The 15,135-nt window shown below is 65.9% G+C and carries 17 protein-coding genes; 6 read left to right on the forward strand and 11 right to left on the reverse strand.

The window, feature by feature from the left end; translation table 11 throughout:
- Positions 1-785 (reverse strand): prephenate dehydratase (locus tag ABWP09_RS09460; RefSeq protein WP_353204898.1); only part of this gene is annotated, 785 nt, incomplete at its 3' end.
- Between the two features lie 163 nt (positions 786-948).
- Here ABWP09_RS09460 and ABWP09_RS09465 point away from each other — a divergent pair.
- Positions 949-1,617, forward strand: a complete 669-nt coding sequence (locus ABWP09_RS09465; RefSeq protein ID WP_353204899.1) for a c-type cytochrome — start codon at positions 949-951, stop codon at positions 1,615-1,617.
- Between the two features lie 42 nt (positions 1,618-1,659).
- Here ABWP09_RS09465 and ABWP09_RS09470 read toward each other — a convergent pair whose 3' ends face one another.
- The gene (locus ABWP09_RS09470; protein WP_353204900.1) at positions 1,660-2,565 is read right to left on the reverse strand and encodes an LOG family protein; all 906 of its coding nucleotides are present in this window, start codon (positions 2,563-2,565) and stop codon (positions 1,660-1,662) included.
- 37 nt (positions 2,566-2,602) lie between these two features.
- Positions 2,603-3,280, reverse strand: coding sequence for an extensin family protein (locus ABWP09_RS09475; protein ID WP_353204901.1), 678 nt, complete (start codon positions 3,278-3,280; stop codon positions 2,603-2,605).
- 147 nt (positions 3,281-3,427) lie between these two features.
- On the opposite strand from ABWP09_RS09475, the gene ABWP09_RS09480 reads away from it, so the two are divergent.
- From ABWP09_RS09480 to ABWP09_RS09495, 4 genes are all read left to right on the forward strand, one after another.
- Complete coding sequence (locus ABWP09_RS09480) at positions 3,428-4,570, forward strand: phosphoserine transaminase (protein ID WP_353204902.1); 1,143 nt, start codon at positions 3,428-3,430, stop codon at positions 4,568-4,570.
- Positions 4,571-4,694: 124 nt separating this feature from the next.
- On the forward strand, positions 4,695-6,272 hold the full coding sequence (serA, locus tag ABWP09_RS09485) for a phosphoglycerate dehydrogenase (protein ID WP_353204903.1): 1,578 nt from the start codon (positions 4,695-4,697) through the stop codon (positions 6,270-6,272).
- A gap of 63 nt (positions 6,273-6,335) precedes the next feature.
- Entirely contained in the window at positions 6,336-6,731 is a 396-nt protein-coding gene (locus ABWP09_RS09490) for an endonuclease domain-containing protein (protein ID WP_353204904.1), read from the forward strand.
- Complete coding sequence (locus ABWP09_RS09495) at positions 6,731-7,837, forward strand: ATP phosphoribosyltransferase regulatory subunit (protein WP_353204905.1); 1,107 nt, start codon at positions 6,731-6,733, stop codon at positions 7,835-7,837. Before ABWP09_RS09490 ends, ABWP09_RS09495 begins: the two co-directional genes overlap by 1 nt.
- A 1-nt stretch (position 7,838) precedes the next feature.
- On the opposite strand, the gene ABWP09_RS09500 is transcribed toward ABWP09_RS09495, so the two are convergent.
- Positions 7,839-8,648, reverse strand: a complete 810-nt coding sequence (locus ABWP09_RS09500) for an alpha/beta fold hydrolase (protein WP_502959785.1) — start codon at positions 8,646-8,648, stop codon at positions 7,839-7,841.
- 254 nt (positions 8,649-8,902) lie between these two features.
- Here ABWP09_RS09500 and ABWP09_RS09505 point away from each other — a divergent pair, with 254 nt between their 5' ends.
- On the forward strand, positions 8,903-10,192 hold the full coding sequence (locus ABWP09_RS09505; RefSeq protein WP_353204906.1) for an adenylosuccinate synthase: 1,290 nt from the start codon (positions 8,903-8,905) through the stop codon (positions 10,190-10,192).
- A 62-nt stretch (positions 10,193-10,254) separates the two neighbouring features.
- Here ABWP09_RS09505 and ABWP09_RS09510 read toward each other — a convergent pair whose 3' ends face one another.
- The 7 genes from ABWP09_RS09510 to ABWP09_RS09540 all read right to left on the reverse strand — a co-directional run bounded on the left by ABWP09_RS09510 (position 10,255) and on the right by ABWP09_RS09540 (position 15,007).
- Positions 10,255-10,536 carry a hypothetical protein gene (locus ABWP09_RS09510; protein ID WP_353204907.1) on the reverse strand — a complete coding sequence of 94 codons (282 nt, stop codon included), beginning with the start codon at positions 10,534-10,536 and terminating at the stop codon, positions 10,255-10,257.
- A 109-nt stretch (positions 10,537-10,645) separates the two neighbouring features.
- The gene (gene aroC, locus ABWP09_RS09515) at positions 10,646-11,713 is read right to left on the reverse strand and encodes a chorismate synthase (protein WP_353204908.1); all 1,068 of its coding nucleotides are present in this window, start codon (positions 11,711-11,713) and stop codon (positions 10,646-10,648) included.
- Positions 11,710-12,063: a DUF2442 domain-containing protein gene (locus ABWP09_RS09520; protein ID WP_353204909.1), complete on the reverse strand. Its 354-nt coding sequence runs from the start codon at positions 12,061-12,063 to the stop codon at positions 11,710-11,712. Before ABWP09_RS09520 ends, aroC begins: the two co-directional genes overlap by 4 nt.
- A complete protein-coding gene (locus ABWP09_RS09525) occupies positions 12,047-12,277 on the reverse strand; it encodes a DUF4160 domain-containing protein (protein WP_353204913.1) in 231 nt (76 codons plus the stop codon). The genes ABWP09_RS09520 and ABWP09_RS09525 overlap by 17 nt, the downstream gene beginning before the upstream one ends.
- Positions 12,278-12,301: 24 nt before the next feature.
- Positions 12,302-13,105, reverse strand: coding sequence for an enoyl-ACP reductase FabI (fabI, locus tag ABWP09_RS09530; RefSeq protein ID WP_308510952.1), 804 nt, complete (start codon positions 13,103-13,105; stop codon positions 12,302-12,304).
- Positions 13,102-14,061 (reverse strand): YihY/virulence factor BrkB family protein, encoded by a 960-nt coding sequence (locus ABWP09_RS09535; RefSeq protein WP_353204910.1) that lies wholly within the window; start codon positions 14,059-14,061, stop codon positions 13,102-13,104. The genes fabI and ABWP09_RS09535 overlap by 4 nt, the downstream gene beginning before the upstream one ends.
- A 22-nt stretch (positions 14,062-14,083) precedes the next feature.
- Positions 14,084-15,007, reverse strand: coding sequence for a DnaJ C-terminal domain-containing protein (locus ABWP09_RS09540; RefSeq protein ID WP_353204911.1), 924 nt, complete (start codon positions 15,005-15,007; stop codon positions 14,084-14,086).
- Between the last annotated feature and the right edge of the window lie 128 nt (positions 15,008-15,135).

The raw sequence follows: 15,135 nt of genomic DNA on the forward strand, positions 1-15,135 counted from the left end.
CCCTCGACATCGGCGTAGAATTCGGTCGCGGCGAAGCTGCCGCCGCGTTGATAGCTTTCCAGCTTGGTCATGTTGACGCCGTTGGTCGCAAAGCCGCCCATCGCCTTGTAGAGCGCAGCGGAGACGTTCTTCACTTCGAAGATCAGCGTCGTCATCCACGCGCCCTCGCCCACCGGGGCATGACCCTCCCGCGCCAGCACAACGAAGCGCGTGGTGTTGTGCGCGGCATCGGCAATGTCACTCGCAAGCGTCTCAAGCCCGTACAACGCCGCCGCCCCCGGCGGGGCAAGCGCCGCGAGCGTCGCGTCACCCCGCTCCGCCACCAGCGCCGCCGCCCCCGCCGTATCGGGATAGGAAACCGGCACGATCCCGCGCTCGCGCAGCCACAGCCGACACTGGCCGAGCGCTTGCGGATGGCTGATCGCCTCGCGCACGCCCGCGATCGGCCCCAGCCCCATCAGCGCATAACGGATGCCGAGGAAATGCTCGCCGGTGATGACCAGCCCCGATTCGGGCAGCAGGAAATGCATGTCGGCAACGCGGCCGTGCAGCGAATTCTCGATCGGGATGATCGCGCAATCGGCCCGCCCATCGCGCACCGCATCGATCGCGTCGGCGAAATCGAAGCACGGCAGCGGCAGGCCGGTCGGGAACGCTTCGCGTGCTGCAATATGCGAATTGGCGCCGGGAGCGCCTTGAAAAGCAACGGCACGCGCCGGTTCAGCGGCGGCGGCGGCGGTCATCTCGGCGACGAGCGCGCGGGCGGGTTCGGGGAAGCTTTCCATTGGCGCGGGGAGGTAACGACCGCGTCGCACCCCGGCAACCCTTGGCAGTCCTGCTGTTGCGGCGCGGCAAACCGGCTTGCGATGCGCCCCCCACGAACCTATGGGACACGCAACTTCGCGGTCCAACCGGGGGCCGAACGGCGACAGAGGTATAAGGCGAGACATGGATAACCGCACCAACACGATCGCAGGCTGGGTATTGGGCAGCTGCATGGTAGCCGTCGCGGCTGGCATTGCGGGCCATATGATCGTGCAACCGATCAAGGCGGAAAAGGCCGGCTATCCGATCGAGGTTGCCGCCGAAGACGGTGCCGCTGGCCCTGCGGTTCCCGACAAGCCGATCGCTGAATTGCTGGCGACCGCCGATGCGGCGCACGGTGCCGAAGTGTTCAAGAAGTGCAGCGCTTGCCACAGCATCGCGCAGGGCGGGGCCAACGGCATCGGCCCGAACCTGTGGGGGACGGTCGGCGAAGGCATCGCGCAGGGCAAGGCCGGCTACGCCTTCTCCGGAGCGCTGACGACCGCGGGCGCGGGCAAGAAGTGGGATTTCGAGCAGCTCAACGCCTGGCTCACCTCGCCGCGCACTTATGCCAACGGCACCAAGATGACCTTTGCCGGCCTCACCAGCGGCAAGGACCGCGCCGACGTAATCCTCTATCTCAACGCGCAAGGCTCGAACCTGCCGCTCACGGCGGTGCCGGCCGGCGCACCGGCCGCGACCGACGCGAAGGTGCCGCCCGCCGCTGGTGCCGCCGATCCGGGCGGCAAGGCGAGCGAGCCGACCACCGGCATCGGCAACAACACCACCGCCCCGGCGGCGGCGGGGAAGTAAGGATTCAAGCCCCTTCCCTTCAGGGGAGGGGCTAAGTCAGCCTCACTTGTCCCGATAAAATTCCTTCACCACCGCCCAGCCTTCTGCGGCGGTCTCGACGAAGGCGAAGATGCAGAGGTCCTTGGCCGAGACGACGCCTTCCTCGACCAGCGCCTCGAAATTGACCACCCGCTCCCAGAATTTGCGACCGTAGAGCAGCACCGGGATCGGCGCGATCTTGCCGGTCTGGATCAGCGTCAGCAGCTCGAACAGTTCGTCGAACGTCCCGAACCCGCCCGGAAACGCCGCCAGCGCGCGGGCGTGGAGCAGGAAGTGCATTTTCCGCAGCGCGAAATAGTGGAACTGCATCGATAGCGCGGGGGTCACGTACGGGTTCGGCGCCTGTTCGTGCGGCAGGACGATGTTGAGCCCGATCGATTCCTGCCCGGCATCGTGCGCGCCGCGGTTGGCCGCTTCCATGATCGACGGGCCACCGCCCGAACACACGACGAAATGGCGCTTGCCGTCCGCATCGAGCGGAAACGCACTCGCCAGCTGGGCGAGGTCGTACGCGACCGTGTAATATTTCGACTTCTCGACCAGCTTCTGCGCGATGCGGATCGCGGTTTCGCCCTCGGCCTTTTCGAGCAGTGCTTGCGCCTTGGCCGGCTCGGGGATGCGCGCGGAGCCATACATCACGAAGGTCGAGGCGATGTTGGCTTCGTCCATGATCAGCTGGGGTTTGAGCAATTCGAGCTGGAAGCGCACCGGGCGCAAATCCTCGCGCAGCAGGAAATCCATGTCCTGAAAGGCGAGGCGATAGGCCGGATTCTCGGTTTGCGGGGTGCTGACGCCGGTCTTGGCGGTCTCGGCATCCTGCCGTGCACGGGGGAAAACGCGCGCGGGGACGTGCGTGTCGTGTGCGGGCGTGCTGCCTGCGGGCGTGTCGGTTTTGGGGATATCGTTCATCCACCGCCCCTAAGCCAAAAGATCGCGCTTTTGAAGTCTAGCGACAAAAGCCCGCGCGATCGTCCTCGAGATGCAAATGGTTGTAATGCGCCGCATTGTAATCGGGGCTGAGCACGGTGCCGAAGCGCTTGCACGCCGAGGCACGAATCGCGCGCAGAAAGGCACGTGTATCGGCGTCGCCGCCGTTCCACCCTTGCTGCAGCGTGATTCGCCGCCCGTCGCGCAGCACGAAGCCCGATATGTCGATCGCATTGGCGCTGGCATGGCCCGACAGCCGCCCGGCCGCGCCGGGGGCGCCGGGGGCGCCAATGACGGCGCGGCAGGCATAGGTGCCCATACTCTCGATCCGCGCCAGATCGCTCCCCAGCATTTGCCGCGCGGCGGGGGCAACGGCATACTCGACCCAGCCGGTGAAGCTGCGCGCCAGGCCGCAGCGCATCGCTTTGATGTTGGTGACGGGCACGCCAATGTCGAGCAGCTGGAGCGCGCCGATCACCTGACACCCGCCGCCATAATCGCGGTCGGGCAGCGGCGAGAAGCGCACGTCCGCGCGCGCCAGATCGGCAAAACACGCCTGCGTCTCGCGGCTGGTCGGCAGGCTGAGCGTGATCGGCGTCGCGCCGCGTGGCCGCGACGGCGCACGCCGGTCGCTCCCGCCCGACAGGCAGGAAGCGAGCAGGAGCGGGAGGGCAAGAACGGCGAGGCGGCGCGGCATAAGACGGGGATACCGCGTACCACCGCCCGACCGCTACCCCGCTTGCGACGAACGACACGACGCTTGACCCGCCCCCCAAACTCTATAGGGGCGGCGACGGGCCACGCGGTCCCAACGCCGCGCGTGCTCTCTGTGAGGAGAGACTATATGACTGACCTTCCCGCGCGTCCTGCGCATCTTCCGGTACGTCCCTATTTCTCGAGCGGACCGTGCGCCAAGCCTCCAGGCTGGACCCCGACATCGCTGGCAACCGAATCGCTGGGGCGCTCGCATCGCTCGAAGATCGGCAAGACGCGGCTGCAATATTGCATCGATTTGATGCGCGAGCTTCTCAAGCTGCCCGACACGCATCGCATCGGGATCGTCCCCGGCTCCGACACCGGCGCGTATGAAATGGCGATGTGGACGATGCTGGGCGCCAAGCCCGTCACCGCGCTCGCCTGGGAAAGCTTCGGCGAAGGCTGGGTTACCGACGCGGTCAAGCAGCTCAAGATCGATCCCAATGTCGTGCGCGCCGATTATGGCCAGCTGCCCGATCTGGGCGCGGTCGACTGGTCGAACGACGTTTTGTTCACCTGGAACGGCACCACCTCGGGCGTTCGCGTGCCGAATGCCGACTGGATTCCCGCCGACCGTGAAGGTCTGTCCTTCGCCGACGCGACCAGCGCGGTGTTTGCGTACGACATCGACTGGGCCAAGATCGACGTCGCGACCTTCTCGTGGCAGAAAGTGCTCGGCGGCGAAGGCGCGCATGGCGTGCTGATCCTCGGCCCGCGCGCGGTCGAGCGGCTCGAAAGCTACACCCCCGCCTGGCCGCTGCCCAAGGTGTTCCGCCTGGTTTCCAAGGGCAAGCTCACCGAAGGCGTGTTCAAGGGCGAGACGATCAACACCCCCTCGATGCTCGCGGTCGAAGATTGCATCGCCGCGCTCGAATGGGCGAAGACCGTCGGCGGCGCGGATGGCTTGATCGCGCGCAGCGACGCCAATGCCGCAGCACTCGACCAGATCGTCGCCGAGCGTTCGTGGCTCGGCCATCTCGCCGCCGATCCGGCGACACGCTCGAGGACGAGCGTCTGCCTGACGGTCGAAGGTGCCGATGAAGCCTTCATCAAGGCCTTCGCCGGGCTGCTCGAGAAAGAGCACGCGGCCTATGACATTGCGGGCTACCGCGATGCCCCGCCGGGGCTGCGCATCTGGTGCGGCGCGACCGTCGATACTGCCGATGTGGTTGCGCTCGGGCCGTGGCTCGACTGGGCTTATGCGGCACTGAAGGCGCCCGTCGCGGCGTAACCGCTTCTCCCTCTACCCTTCAGGGGAGAGGGCCGGAGAGAGGGGCAGTCCAGCACGCCACCCTTCCCCGAATTTCCCACTTCCCCTCTCCCCTGAAGGGGAGAGGGAGCAGAAAGAAAATCCCATGCCAAAAGTCCTCATCTCCGACAAAATGGACCCCAAAGCCGCCCAGATCTTCCGCGAGCGTGGCGTCGAGGTCGACGAGATCACCGGCAAGACCCCCGAAGAACTGATCGCGATCATCGGCCAATATGATGGCCTCGCGATCCGCAGTTCGACCAAGGTGACCAAAGCGATCCTTGCTGCCGCCACCAACCTCAAGGTCATCGGCCGCGCCGGGATCGGCGTCGACAATGTCGATATCCCGGCGGCTAGCGCACAGGGCGTGGTCGTCATGAACACCCCGTTCGGCAATTCGATCACCACCGCCGAGCACGCGATCGCACTGATGTTCGCGCTCGCGCGTCAGCTCCCCGAAGCCGACGCCAGCACGCAAGCCGGCAAGTGGGAGAAGAATCGCTTCATGGGGGTCGAAGTCACATCGAAGACGCTCGGCCTGATCGGCGCGGGCAATATCGGCTCGATCGTCGCCGACCGCGCGCTCGGGCTGCGGATGAAGGTCATCGCGTTCGATCCGTTCCTGTCGCCCGAACGCGCGGTCGAACTCGGCGTGGAGAAGGTCGAGCTCGACGATCTGCTCGCGCGCGCCGATTTCATCACGCTGCACACGCCGCTGACCGACCAGACGCGCAACATCCTGTCGGCCGAGGCGCTCGCCAAGACCAAGAAGGGCGTCCGCATCATCAATTGCGCGCGCGGCGGGCTGATCGACGAGGCGGCGCTCAAGGCCGGACTCGATTCGGGCCATATCGGCGGCGCGGCGCTCGACGTGTTCGTGACCGAACCGGCCAAGGAATCGCCCTTGTTCGGCACGCCCAATTTCGTCTCGACGCCACATCTCGGCGCCTCGACCGACGAAGCGCAAGTCAATGTCGCGATCCAGGTCGCCGAGCAAATGTCGGATTATCTGATGTCGGGCGGCATCACCAACGCGCTCAACGTGCCGTCGCTCTCGGCCGAGGAAGCGCCGCGCCTCAAGCCCTATATGACGCTCGCCGAAAAGCTCGGCAGCCTGGTCGGGCAGCTCACCACCGGGTCGATCGGGCGGATCTCGATCCACAGCGAAGGAGCGGCGGCCGAGCTCAACCAGAAGCCGATGGTTTCGGCCGTGCTCGCCGGGTTCCTGCGCACGCAGACCGACACGGTCAACATGGTCAACGCGCCGTTGCTCGCCAAGGAGCGCGGCATGGAAGTCCGCGAAGTCCGCACCGAGCGCGAAGGCGATTACCACACGCTGCTGCGCGTTTCGGTCAAAACCGATGCGGGCGAGCGTTCGGTCGCTGGCACTTTGTTCGGCGACGCGGCGCCGCGCCTGGTCGAGCTGTTCGGGATCAAGGTCGAGGCCGATCTTGCCGGGCACATGCTGTATGTCGTCAATGAGGACGCGCCCGGCTTCATCGGGCGCTTGGGCTCGCTGCTCGGCGAGCAAGGCGTCAACATCGGCACCTTCCATCTCGGCAGGCGGAGCGCCGGGGGCGAGGCGGTGCTGCTGCTGTCGGTCGATGACGCGGTGACACCGGAGCTCCTCGCCAAGGTCCGCGCGCTGGCCGGCGTGAAGACCGTGATGGGTTTGTCGTTCTGATCTGAGCGCGATACTTTCTTCTCCCTCTCCCCGCTCGCGGGGAGAGGGTCGGGGAGAGGGGCCGTGCCGCAAACCAACAAAGAGTTGCTCGCGCGCGCCAAACACATGCGCAGCAATCCGACTCCCGCCGAAGCACGCCTGTGGTGCAACCTCCGCGCGAAGCGCTTCGAGGCAGTGAAATTCAATCACCAAGTCATTATCTACCCCTATATCGCCGACTTCGTCGCGCGCTCGCGAAAGTTCGTAATCGAGGTTGACGGCGACACGCACTCGCACGACGGAGCCTATGATGTCCGCCGCACCGCGTGGCTGGAAAACCAAGGGTATCGCGTGATCCGCTTCTCCAATGCCGACGTGATGGGAAACCTCGAAGGCGTGCTTGAAACAATCAGCGTCGCGCTTGGTACTGCCCCTCTCCCCGGCCCTCTCCCCGAAGGGGAGAGGGAGAAGGAAGTATAATGACCACAGCCCTCCTCCCCACCGGTTTCCGCGACCGGCTCCCCCCCTTCGCCGATGCCGCCGCGCGGCTTGAACAGGCGGTGCTCGGCACGGCCTATGCCCATGGCTATGAGCGCGCCGACCCGGCGCTGGCCGAATTCGAGGCCGGGCTGGCCGGTCGGCTGAAATCAGCACGCGCGCAGGATGCGGTGCGCTTCGTCGATCCGGTCAGCCAGGCGACGCTCGCGATCCGCCCCGACATGACCGCGCAGATCGGGCGCATCGCCGCGACGCGCATGGCGCACCACCCGCGCCCGGTGCGGCTGTCCTATGCCGGACCCGTGCTCAAACTGCGCGCCTCGCAGCTCGCGCCAAATCGCGAAATGCGCCAGATCGGCTGCGAGCTGATCGGCCTCGACACCGTCGCCGCAGCGCGCGAGATCGTCGAGGTCGTGGTCGCGGCACTCACCGCAGCCGGCGTTGCCGATGTGTCGATCGACTTCACGCTGCCCGATTTGATCGACGTGCTGGCGAGCGGCCCCTTCCCGGTCGATCCGGCGCGGATCGGGCCCTTACGCGACCGGCTCGATGCCAAGGATGCCGGCGGCGTCGCCGCGATCGCGCCCGCTTACCTCCCGCTGATTGCCGCGGCCGGGCCGTTTTTCGAGGCGCATGACCGGCTGTGCGCGTTCGATGCGGGCGGGGCGCTAACCTCTCGGCTCGATGCGCTGTGGCAGATTGCCGATGGCTTGAAGGGCCGCGTTGCGCTGACGCTCGATCCGACCGAGCGGCACGGCTTCGAATATCAAAGCTGGCTCGGCTTCTCGATCTTTGCCGGCGGCCTGCGCGGTGAAATCGGGCGCGGCGGCACCTATACAATCCTGCATGAGGATGGCGCGGAGGAGGCCGCGGTCGGCTTCTCGCTCTACGCCGATGCGATCGTCGCGGCGGGCCTGGCCGACACCGACCGCCGCCGCCTGTTCGTGCCGCTCGGCACCGATCCGGCGGTAACGGCGCGGATGCGCGGCGACGGCTGGGTCACGGTCGCGGCGCTTGAGCCGGGCGACACGCCCGCAGCGCAGCTCTGCACGCATATGCTGGCGGACGGCGAAGCGCGGGCGCTTTAACCTACCGCGCGAATCGCTGCTTCAGATACGCATCGACCAGCGCCGTTGCGGGATAATCGGGTTCGCCGAGCTTGCGGTTGATTTCCATGTGACCGCGCAGGCCCTTGCCCTCGACTGCGGCCACCTCTGCTGGCGTACCCGCCGCGCGCAGGGCCGCCCCGAGCGCGGTCGATTGCACCGTCCCATCCTCGCGCGCGATGTGGAGGATCAGGAAATCCGGGGCGTTGGGTGCGGCGACCTGAAAGGCCGGCGACAGCGCCTTTTGTCGGGTGGGATCGTCGCCGAACGCCTGCACATAGGTGTCGTGCATGAAATTGCCGCCCTCGGCGATCTGGCGCGGCACGTCATAGGCCGCGCCGTCGAGCAGGATTACGCCGCGCACTGCGTCTGGTTTCATCCCGGCCTTGGCAAAATAGCGCGGATCGGTACCGACCAGCGCCGCGAGGTGCGCTCCAGCACTATGGCCCATCAGCACGATCCGGCTCGCGTCGAACCCCAGTTTGGCGGACTGCCCGCGCAGTGTCGCCACCGCGTCGGCGACATCCTGCGCCTGCTGTTCCACTGTTGCCGCAGGCACGAGTCGATAATTGACCGACGCGAAGGCGTACCCCGCCGCGAGATAGTGCGAGATTTTCGCTGCACCGATGGCGTTCGATTTGTCCCCGCGCTTCCACCCGCCGCCATGGATGAAGATCACCAGCGGCGCGTCCGGTCCTTTTGCGCGCCAGAAATCGATGTGCTGGAGCGGATCGGTCCCATAAGCGATGTCGACCTTACCGGGCACGGACGCCACCTGCGACCGCCCCTCCATGCGCTGCGCCATCCGTTGCGCCAAACGTTCGCGCAACGTCTGCCCCGCCGCGGCTGGCGAGAAGGCCACCGCAGCGGCGAGCAAGGGCAACAGCAAGCGGATCATGGCGCGGTCCCTCGATCGTTACGCGTTTAGCTATCGCGCAGCGCGGAACCGGGTCAATCGCTCAAGTGTAACAGATTGTAGGGCTGGACGCTTGCGCCAGCGCTACTTAGGGAAAGGCCGATTTCCGGCACACCCTGAAAGGTGGACATTTGGCCAACGTAGCAGTGATCGGTGCCCAATGGGGCGATGAGGGCAAGGGCAAGATCGTCGACTGGCTCGCTGAGCGCGCCGATGTCGTCGTGCGCTTTCAGGGCGGCCACAATGCCGGGCATACGCTCGTGGTGGGCGAGAAGGTGTACAAGCTCTCACTCCTCCCCTCGGGGATCGTGCGCGGGACGCCATCGGTGATCGGCAATGGCGTAGTGCTCGATCCGTGGGCGCTCAAGGCCGAGGTCGAGAAATTGCGCGGGCAAGGCGTGACGATCACGCCCGAGACGCTGATGGTATCCGACACCTGCGCGCTGATCCTGCCCTTCCACCGCGATCTCGATTCGCTGCGCGAGGATGCGAGTGGTGCCGGCAAGATCGGGACGACGCGGCGCGGCATCGGCCCGGCCTATGAGGACAAGGTCGGCAGGCGCGCGATCCGTGTGTGCGACCTGGCGCATCTCGATGCCTTGGGCGCGCAGCTCGACCGGCTGACCGCGCATCACGACGCATTGCGCGCCGGTTTCGGCGAACCGCCGGTCGACCGCGAGGCGCTGCTCGACGAACTGCGCGAAATCGCGCCGTTCGTCTTGCCCTTTGTCAAGCCGACGTGGCGCGATCTCAACGCCTTGCGCGCGCGCGGGCGGCGGATCCTGTTCGAAGGCGCGCAAGGCGTGCTGCTCGATGTCGATCACGGGACCTACCCGTTCGTCACCTCGTCGAACACGATTTCGGGCACCGCAGCGGGCGGCTCCGGCCTCGGCCCCAGCGCGGTCGGCTTCGTGCTGGGTATTGCCAAGGCCTATACGACGCGCGTTGGATCGGGGCCCTTCCCGACCGAACTCGAGGATGCAACGGGCGAGCGATTGGGCGAGCGCGGGCATGAATTCGGCACGGTTACGGGGCGCAAGCGCCGTTGCGGCTGGTTCGACGCGGTGCTGGTGCGGCAATCGGCGGCAGTTGGCGGCATCACCGGCATTGCGCTGACCAAGATCGACGTGCTCGACGGGTTTGACGAGGTGCGGATCTGCACCGGCTATACGCTACGCGGCGAAACGCTCGACTATTTCCCCGCGCACGCCGCCGATCAGGCCGAGGTCGTGCCGGTTTATGAAACGATGCCCGGCTGGCAGGAAACCACCGCAGGCGCGCGCAGCTGGGCCGACCTACCCGCGCAAGCGATCAAATATATCCGCCGGATCGAGGAGCTGATCCGCTGCCCGGTCGCGCTGGTCTCGACCAGCCCCGAGCGCGAAGACACGATCCTGGTGCGTGATCCCTTCGCCGACTGACACGAAAAACCCCGACCCTGCGCTTGCAGGGCCGGGGCGATTTTTCGGTTCGACCGCGCCGGTTACATCGGCTTCTTGTACTTCTTCTTTTTCGTCGGCGGCGTCGTGGCCGGGTCGCTTGGCGTTTGCGTCGTCATCGTCGGGTCGGTCGGCGACGGCGTTGTCGTCGGCGTGGCCATTGGATCGGGCGTTGTCGTCGGCTGCGGGATCGTGCTTGGCGGCACTTCGGTCATCGTCGGCGCCGGCATGGTTTGCGGTTCGCCGGGCGCGGGCGCGGTGGTTTGCGCAAACGCTGCGGTCGAGAGCGTGGCGGCGGCAAGGCCGGCCAAAAGTGCGATACGCATGGAATATAGTCCTTTCGGTGTCATGCCCATCGAAACGGGTCGCACCTTAGAACGCCCCGGACAGACTTCCGTCGCTCCTTTTACCCGTGCGATAGAACGGCTTGCCCGATTACCCGATTTGCCCGCGATGGAGCAGTTTATGGTCGGCGAGCACCAAGGCGACCATCGCCGCGACGACCGGTGCCCCGCGAATGCCGACGCACGGATCGTGCCGGCCCTTGGTCAGAATCTCGGTCGCGGCACCGCTACGGTCGATCGTCTCGACCGGGGTCAGGATCGACGAGGTCGGCTTGAACGCGACGCGTAGCGTGATCGGCTGCCCCGTCGCAATGCCGCCGGCAATGCCGCCGGCATGGTTGGCAAGGAATTCGGGGCCGTCGGTACCCGGGCGCATCGGATCGGCATTGTCCTCACCACGCAGTGTCGCCGCGCCGAAGCCGTCGCCAATCTCGACGCCTTTGACCGCATTGATCCCCATGCACGCCGCCGCCAGATCGGCATCGAGCTTGGCGTAGAGCGGCGCACCCCATCCCGCAGGCACGCCGGTGGCCGAACAGCCGATCACCGCGCCAAGCGACGACCCCGCCTTGCGCGCGGCATCGACCAGCCCTTCCCAGCGCGCGGCGGCGACGGGATCGGGGCAGAAGAAGGGGTTGCGGTCGATCTCGGTCGCATCGAAATTGGCCGGGTCGATCGCATCGCCGCCGATCGCCTCGACCCACGCCGTGATCATCACCTCGGGGATCACCAGCCGCGCCACCGCGCCCGCGGCGACACGCGACGCGGTCTCGCGCGCCGAGGAGCGCCCGCCGCCGCGATAATCGCGGAAACCGTATTTGGCGTCATAGGCGTAATCGGCATGGCCCGGGCGATAGGCCTTGGCGACCTCGCTATAATCCTTCGAGCGTTGATCGACATTCTCGATCATCAGGCTGATCGGCGTGCCGGTGGTCTTGCCTTCGAACACGCCCGACAGGATGCGGACCGCGTCGGGCTCCTGCCGCTGCGTGGTGAAGCGCGACGTGCCGGGGCGGCGCTGGTCGAGGAAGGGCTGGATATCGGCTTCGCTGATCGCGAGGCCCGGCGGGCAGCCGTCCACCACCGCGCCGATCGCGGGCCCGTGCGATTCGCCCCAAGTGGTGAAGCGGAAGAGATGGCCGAAGGTGTTGAAGCTCATTCTGCGGCCACGGCATCCCACTCCGGTCCGAAGCGCTTACGCATGTACCCAGCTGTGCCAAAGCGGCCAGCCATCAGTCCTTCGACCGTGAAATCGGCGTCCAACGATTCCCAATGCAGACCAAACCCTCGCCCCAATATCTCAACTTCCGCAATTTGGTCCGGCGTCGCCTTATCAAAGCCCTGCAAAAGCTCGGGCGGGAAGGAAAAGGTCGATCCGTTCACCAAATCGACGATGAGGCGATCCTGACCGCGATCGTAGCGCGCAGCACGGGCACGGGGTTTCGTTGCCAGCTCAATCCGGCCGCGACGGTTCGCCGCCTCGATTTCCCCGTCAGTCAACTCGACCATGAACTTCAGCCCATTTCGCCAACAAAAAGTGTTGGTTTACCGCCACAGCGCGGCGCGCACGCCGCTGTGTCGATGCCTTCATCTCGGCGGCATATATCATGCGGGGCGGCCGCCCGTCGCCTCCAATTTCGATCTTCGCTTCGCCGTCACCGAAGACGTGGACATGGGCCGGCTCATGATCGTCGGTGAAGATGACGAAGCGCAATCCATGCACTCGCAGGACGACCGGCACCGCGCGCTACGCCAGCGCAATATCCGGCGCGTCCTCGGCCTTCATGCCGATCACGTGATAGCCCGCATCGACGTGATGCGTCTCGCCCGTCACGCCGCTCGACAGATCGGACAGCAGATACAGCCCCGCGCCGCCGACATCCTCGATCGTGACATTGCGCTTGAGCGGCGAATTGAGCTCGTTCCACTTCAGGATCAGGCGAAAATCGCCGATTCCCGACGCAGCGAGCGTCTTGATCGGGCCGGCCGAGATCGCATTGACGCGGATCTTGTCGCGACCGAGATCGACCGCGAGATATTGCACGCTCGTCTCCAGCGCCGCCTTGGCCACGCCCATCACATTGTAATGCGGGATGACCTTTTCGGCGCCATAATAGCTGAGCGTCAGCAGCGCGCCGCCATTGGGCATCATCGCCGCCGCACGCTTGCACACCGCGACGAAGGAATAGACCGAGACGTTCATCGTCATCAGGAAATTGTCGAGGCTGGTGTCGACATAGCCGCCGCGCAGTTCGTTCTTGTCGGAAAAGCCGATCGCGTGGACGACGAAATCGATCGTCGGCCATTCCTTGGCCAAATCCGCGAAGGTCGCATCGAGCGCGGCCATGTCCGACACGTCGCAATCGAACAGCCGCGCGACGCCGAGCTGCTCGGCGAGCGGCCGCACGCGCTTCTCCATCGCCTCGCCCTGATAGCTGAACGCCAGTTCGGCCCCCGCCTCGCTCAGCTTCTTGGCAATGCCCCAGGCGAGCGAGCGATCGTTGGCGAGGCCCATGATCAGCCCGCGTTTGCCTGCCATCAATTCCATCACGCGCTTATCACCTCCGTCAGTATCCGCGCGGTCTCTACCCCCGGTTCGGGGGGTTCCGCCAGTGCCGCGTTCAAATGCGCACCAAAGACGATGCCCAGACCCACCAGAAAGAAGAACAGCAGCGCCACGATCACCCCCGCCAGACTGCCATAGGTCAGGCTATAATCCGACAGCCAGGACAAGATCACCGGCAATGCGGCGGTGATCGACACCCACCACGCGCTGGTGAACAGCGCGCCGGGCCATTTCGGGCATTTGCTCATCCGATATTTCGACGGCGTGACCGAAAAGAACAGCATGTACAAAGCGATGAACATGACCAGACCCGGCACGATCCGCGACAGGCCGATCCAGCCGGCCACGTTCGCCGCGACCGGCACCAGCGCATACAGGAAACGCTCAGCCGCGGTCAGCACGCCCTGCACCAGAAACGACAGCAGCGCGACCACGACCGAGACGATGATGACGAGCATCGAGCTCAGCCGGTAATGCCAGAACGGCTTGCTCGATGTGACACCGTAAGCGCGGCGAAAGATGTCGCGGATCGTCTCGACGAAACTGCCGACCGACCACAAAGCGACGATCCCGCCGATCCACAGCAACGATCCGGTCCGCGCCGCCAGCACATCGTGGATCGGCTTTTCGAGCAAATCGCCGACATTGGGCGGCAGCACGTGGAGGAAGGAGGCGACCGCGCGCTGCGTCTCGGCGCTCTGGCCGAGCAAGGAGGCGATCGCGGCGGCCAGAATGAAGAACGGGAACACCGTCAGCAACGCCAGATAAGCGAGGTTCCCGGCATGGATGAAGCCATCCGAAAACACCCCGATGATGACACGCCGCAGCACCCGCCACCCCCGCGTCGCCGGACGTGCGACGGGTGGCACGTCTTCGGGCGCTAACCCCGCTTCGCCATGCGCGGCGCGCTCCTCGGGCGAGACGGGGGAGATATGACTCATCGACGCTGGCTCCGTGCGGGGCTCAGACGCCCAGGGCGCCGCGCGGGTTCCGCAAATCCTTGTCTTTCCAGCCCGTTACGAATTCGATCAGCGCATCGTCATCAACCGGCAAATCGACCATCAGCGTCACAAGCTGATCGCCGCGGGTGCCGTCCTTGCGGTGGAAGCCGCGCCCGCGCAGCCGCAGCGTCTTGCCCGAAGTGGAGCCTTTGGGCACCGTCAGCATCACCGCACCCTCGGGCGTCGGCACGCGGACGCTCGCGCCGAGCACGGCTTCGGACAGGCTGATCGGCAAATCGAGCCGGACATCGTCGCCCGCACGTTCGAAGAAGCGGTGCGGCAGGACGGTGAGCGTGACGATGCCGTCGCCATTGCCGCCCGGCCCCGGCTGGCCCTTGCCCGACAGCCGCATCTGCGCGCCGCTTTCGAGCCCGGCGGGGAGCTTGAGGTCGATCGTCTTGCCGTCGCCAAGCGTGATCCGCTGCGGCTTCGAGGTCACCGCGTCGACGAACGGCACGTCGAGCTTGTAGAGGATGTTGCCACCCTTTTCGCGGGCCCGCCCGAAGCCACCCGCGAAGCCGCCGCGCCCGCCGCTCGAAAACATGTTCTCGAAAATGTCGCTGAGATCGGGCCCGTCGGCCTGAAACCCGCCGCCGCCGCCCGGGCCGGGGCGGAAGCCGCCGGGATTGCCGCCGCCACCGCCGAAGCCGAAGGGCGACGCCGGATTGCCGTCGCCATCGATCTCGCCCCGGTCGAAGCGCGCGCGCTTGTCCTTGTCGTTGAGCAGATCATAGGCGTTGGTTACCGCGCTGAAGCGGTCGCTCGCCTTGGGATTGTCCTTGTTCTTGTCGGGATGCAGCTCTTTCGCGAGCTTGCGATACGCCTTCTTGATCTCCGCTTCGGTTGCGGTGCGGGCGACGCCCAATGTCGTATACGGATCGGCCACGTTGTACCCCAATGTCCTGTGCCGCCTATTTGGGGGATCGGGGCTGAGAGTGCAACGCGGGGGGTGTGCGATCGGTGTGTTATTTGAGTGATACGCGTAAAGTCACACTTGAGTCGCACCATCGGCGG

The organism is Sphingomonas sp. (genome assembly GCF_040398505.1).
Lineage (GTDB): Bacteria > Pseudomonadota > Alphaproteobacteria > Sphingomonadales > Sphingomonadaceae > Sphingomonas.

Excerpts from the sequence above, each read along its gene's own strand:
- ABWP09_RS09495 (WP_353204905.1), top strand. The coding sequence starts at position 6,731 with ATGACCACAGCCCTCCTCCCCACCGGTTTCCGCGACCGGCTCCCCCCC.
- ABWP09_RS09535 (WP_353204910.1), bottom strand. The coding sequence starts at position 14,061 with ATGAGTCATATCTCCCCCGTCTCGCCCGAGGAGCGCGCCGCGCATGGC.
- aroC (WP_353204908.1), bottom strand. The coding sequence starts at position 11,713 with ATGAGCTTCAACACCTTCGGCCATCTCTTCCGCTTCACCACTTGGGGC.
- ABWP09_RS09520 (WP_353204909.1), bottom strand. The coding sequence starts at position 12,063 with ATGGTCGAGTTGACTGACGGGGAAATCGAGGCGGCGAACCGTCGCGGC.
- ABWP09_RS09480 (WP_353204902.1), top strand. The coding sequence starts at position 3,428 with ATGACTGACCTTCCCGCGCGTCCTGCGCATCTTCCGGTACGTCCCTAT.
- serA (WP_353204903.1), top strand. The coding sequence starts at position 4,695 with ATGCCAAAAGTCCTCATCTCCGACAAAATGGACCCCAAAGCCGCCCAG.
- ABWP09_RS09500 (WP_502959785.1), bottom strand. The coding sequence starts at position 8,648 with ATGGAGGGGCGGTCGCAGGTGGCGTCCGTGCCCGGTAAGGTCGACATC.
- ABWP09_RS09470 (WP_353204900.1), bottom strand. The coding sequence starts at position 2,565 with ATGAACGATATCCCCAAAACCGACACGCCCGCAGGCAGCACGCCCGCA.
- ABWP09_RS09475 (WP_353204901.1), bottom strand. The coding sequence starts at position 3,280 with ATGCCGCGCCGCCTCGCCGTTCTTGCCCTCCCGCTCCTGCTCGCTTCC.
- ABWP09_RS09465 (WP_353204899.1), top strand. The coding sequence starts at position 949 with ATGGATAACCGCACCAACACGATCGCAGGCTGGGTATTGGGCAGCTGC.
- ABWP09_RS09510 (WP_353204907.1), bottom strand. The coding sequence starts at position 10,536 with ATGCGTATCGCACTTTTGGCCGGCCTTGCCGCCGCCACGCTCTCGACC.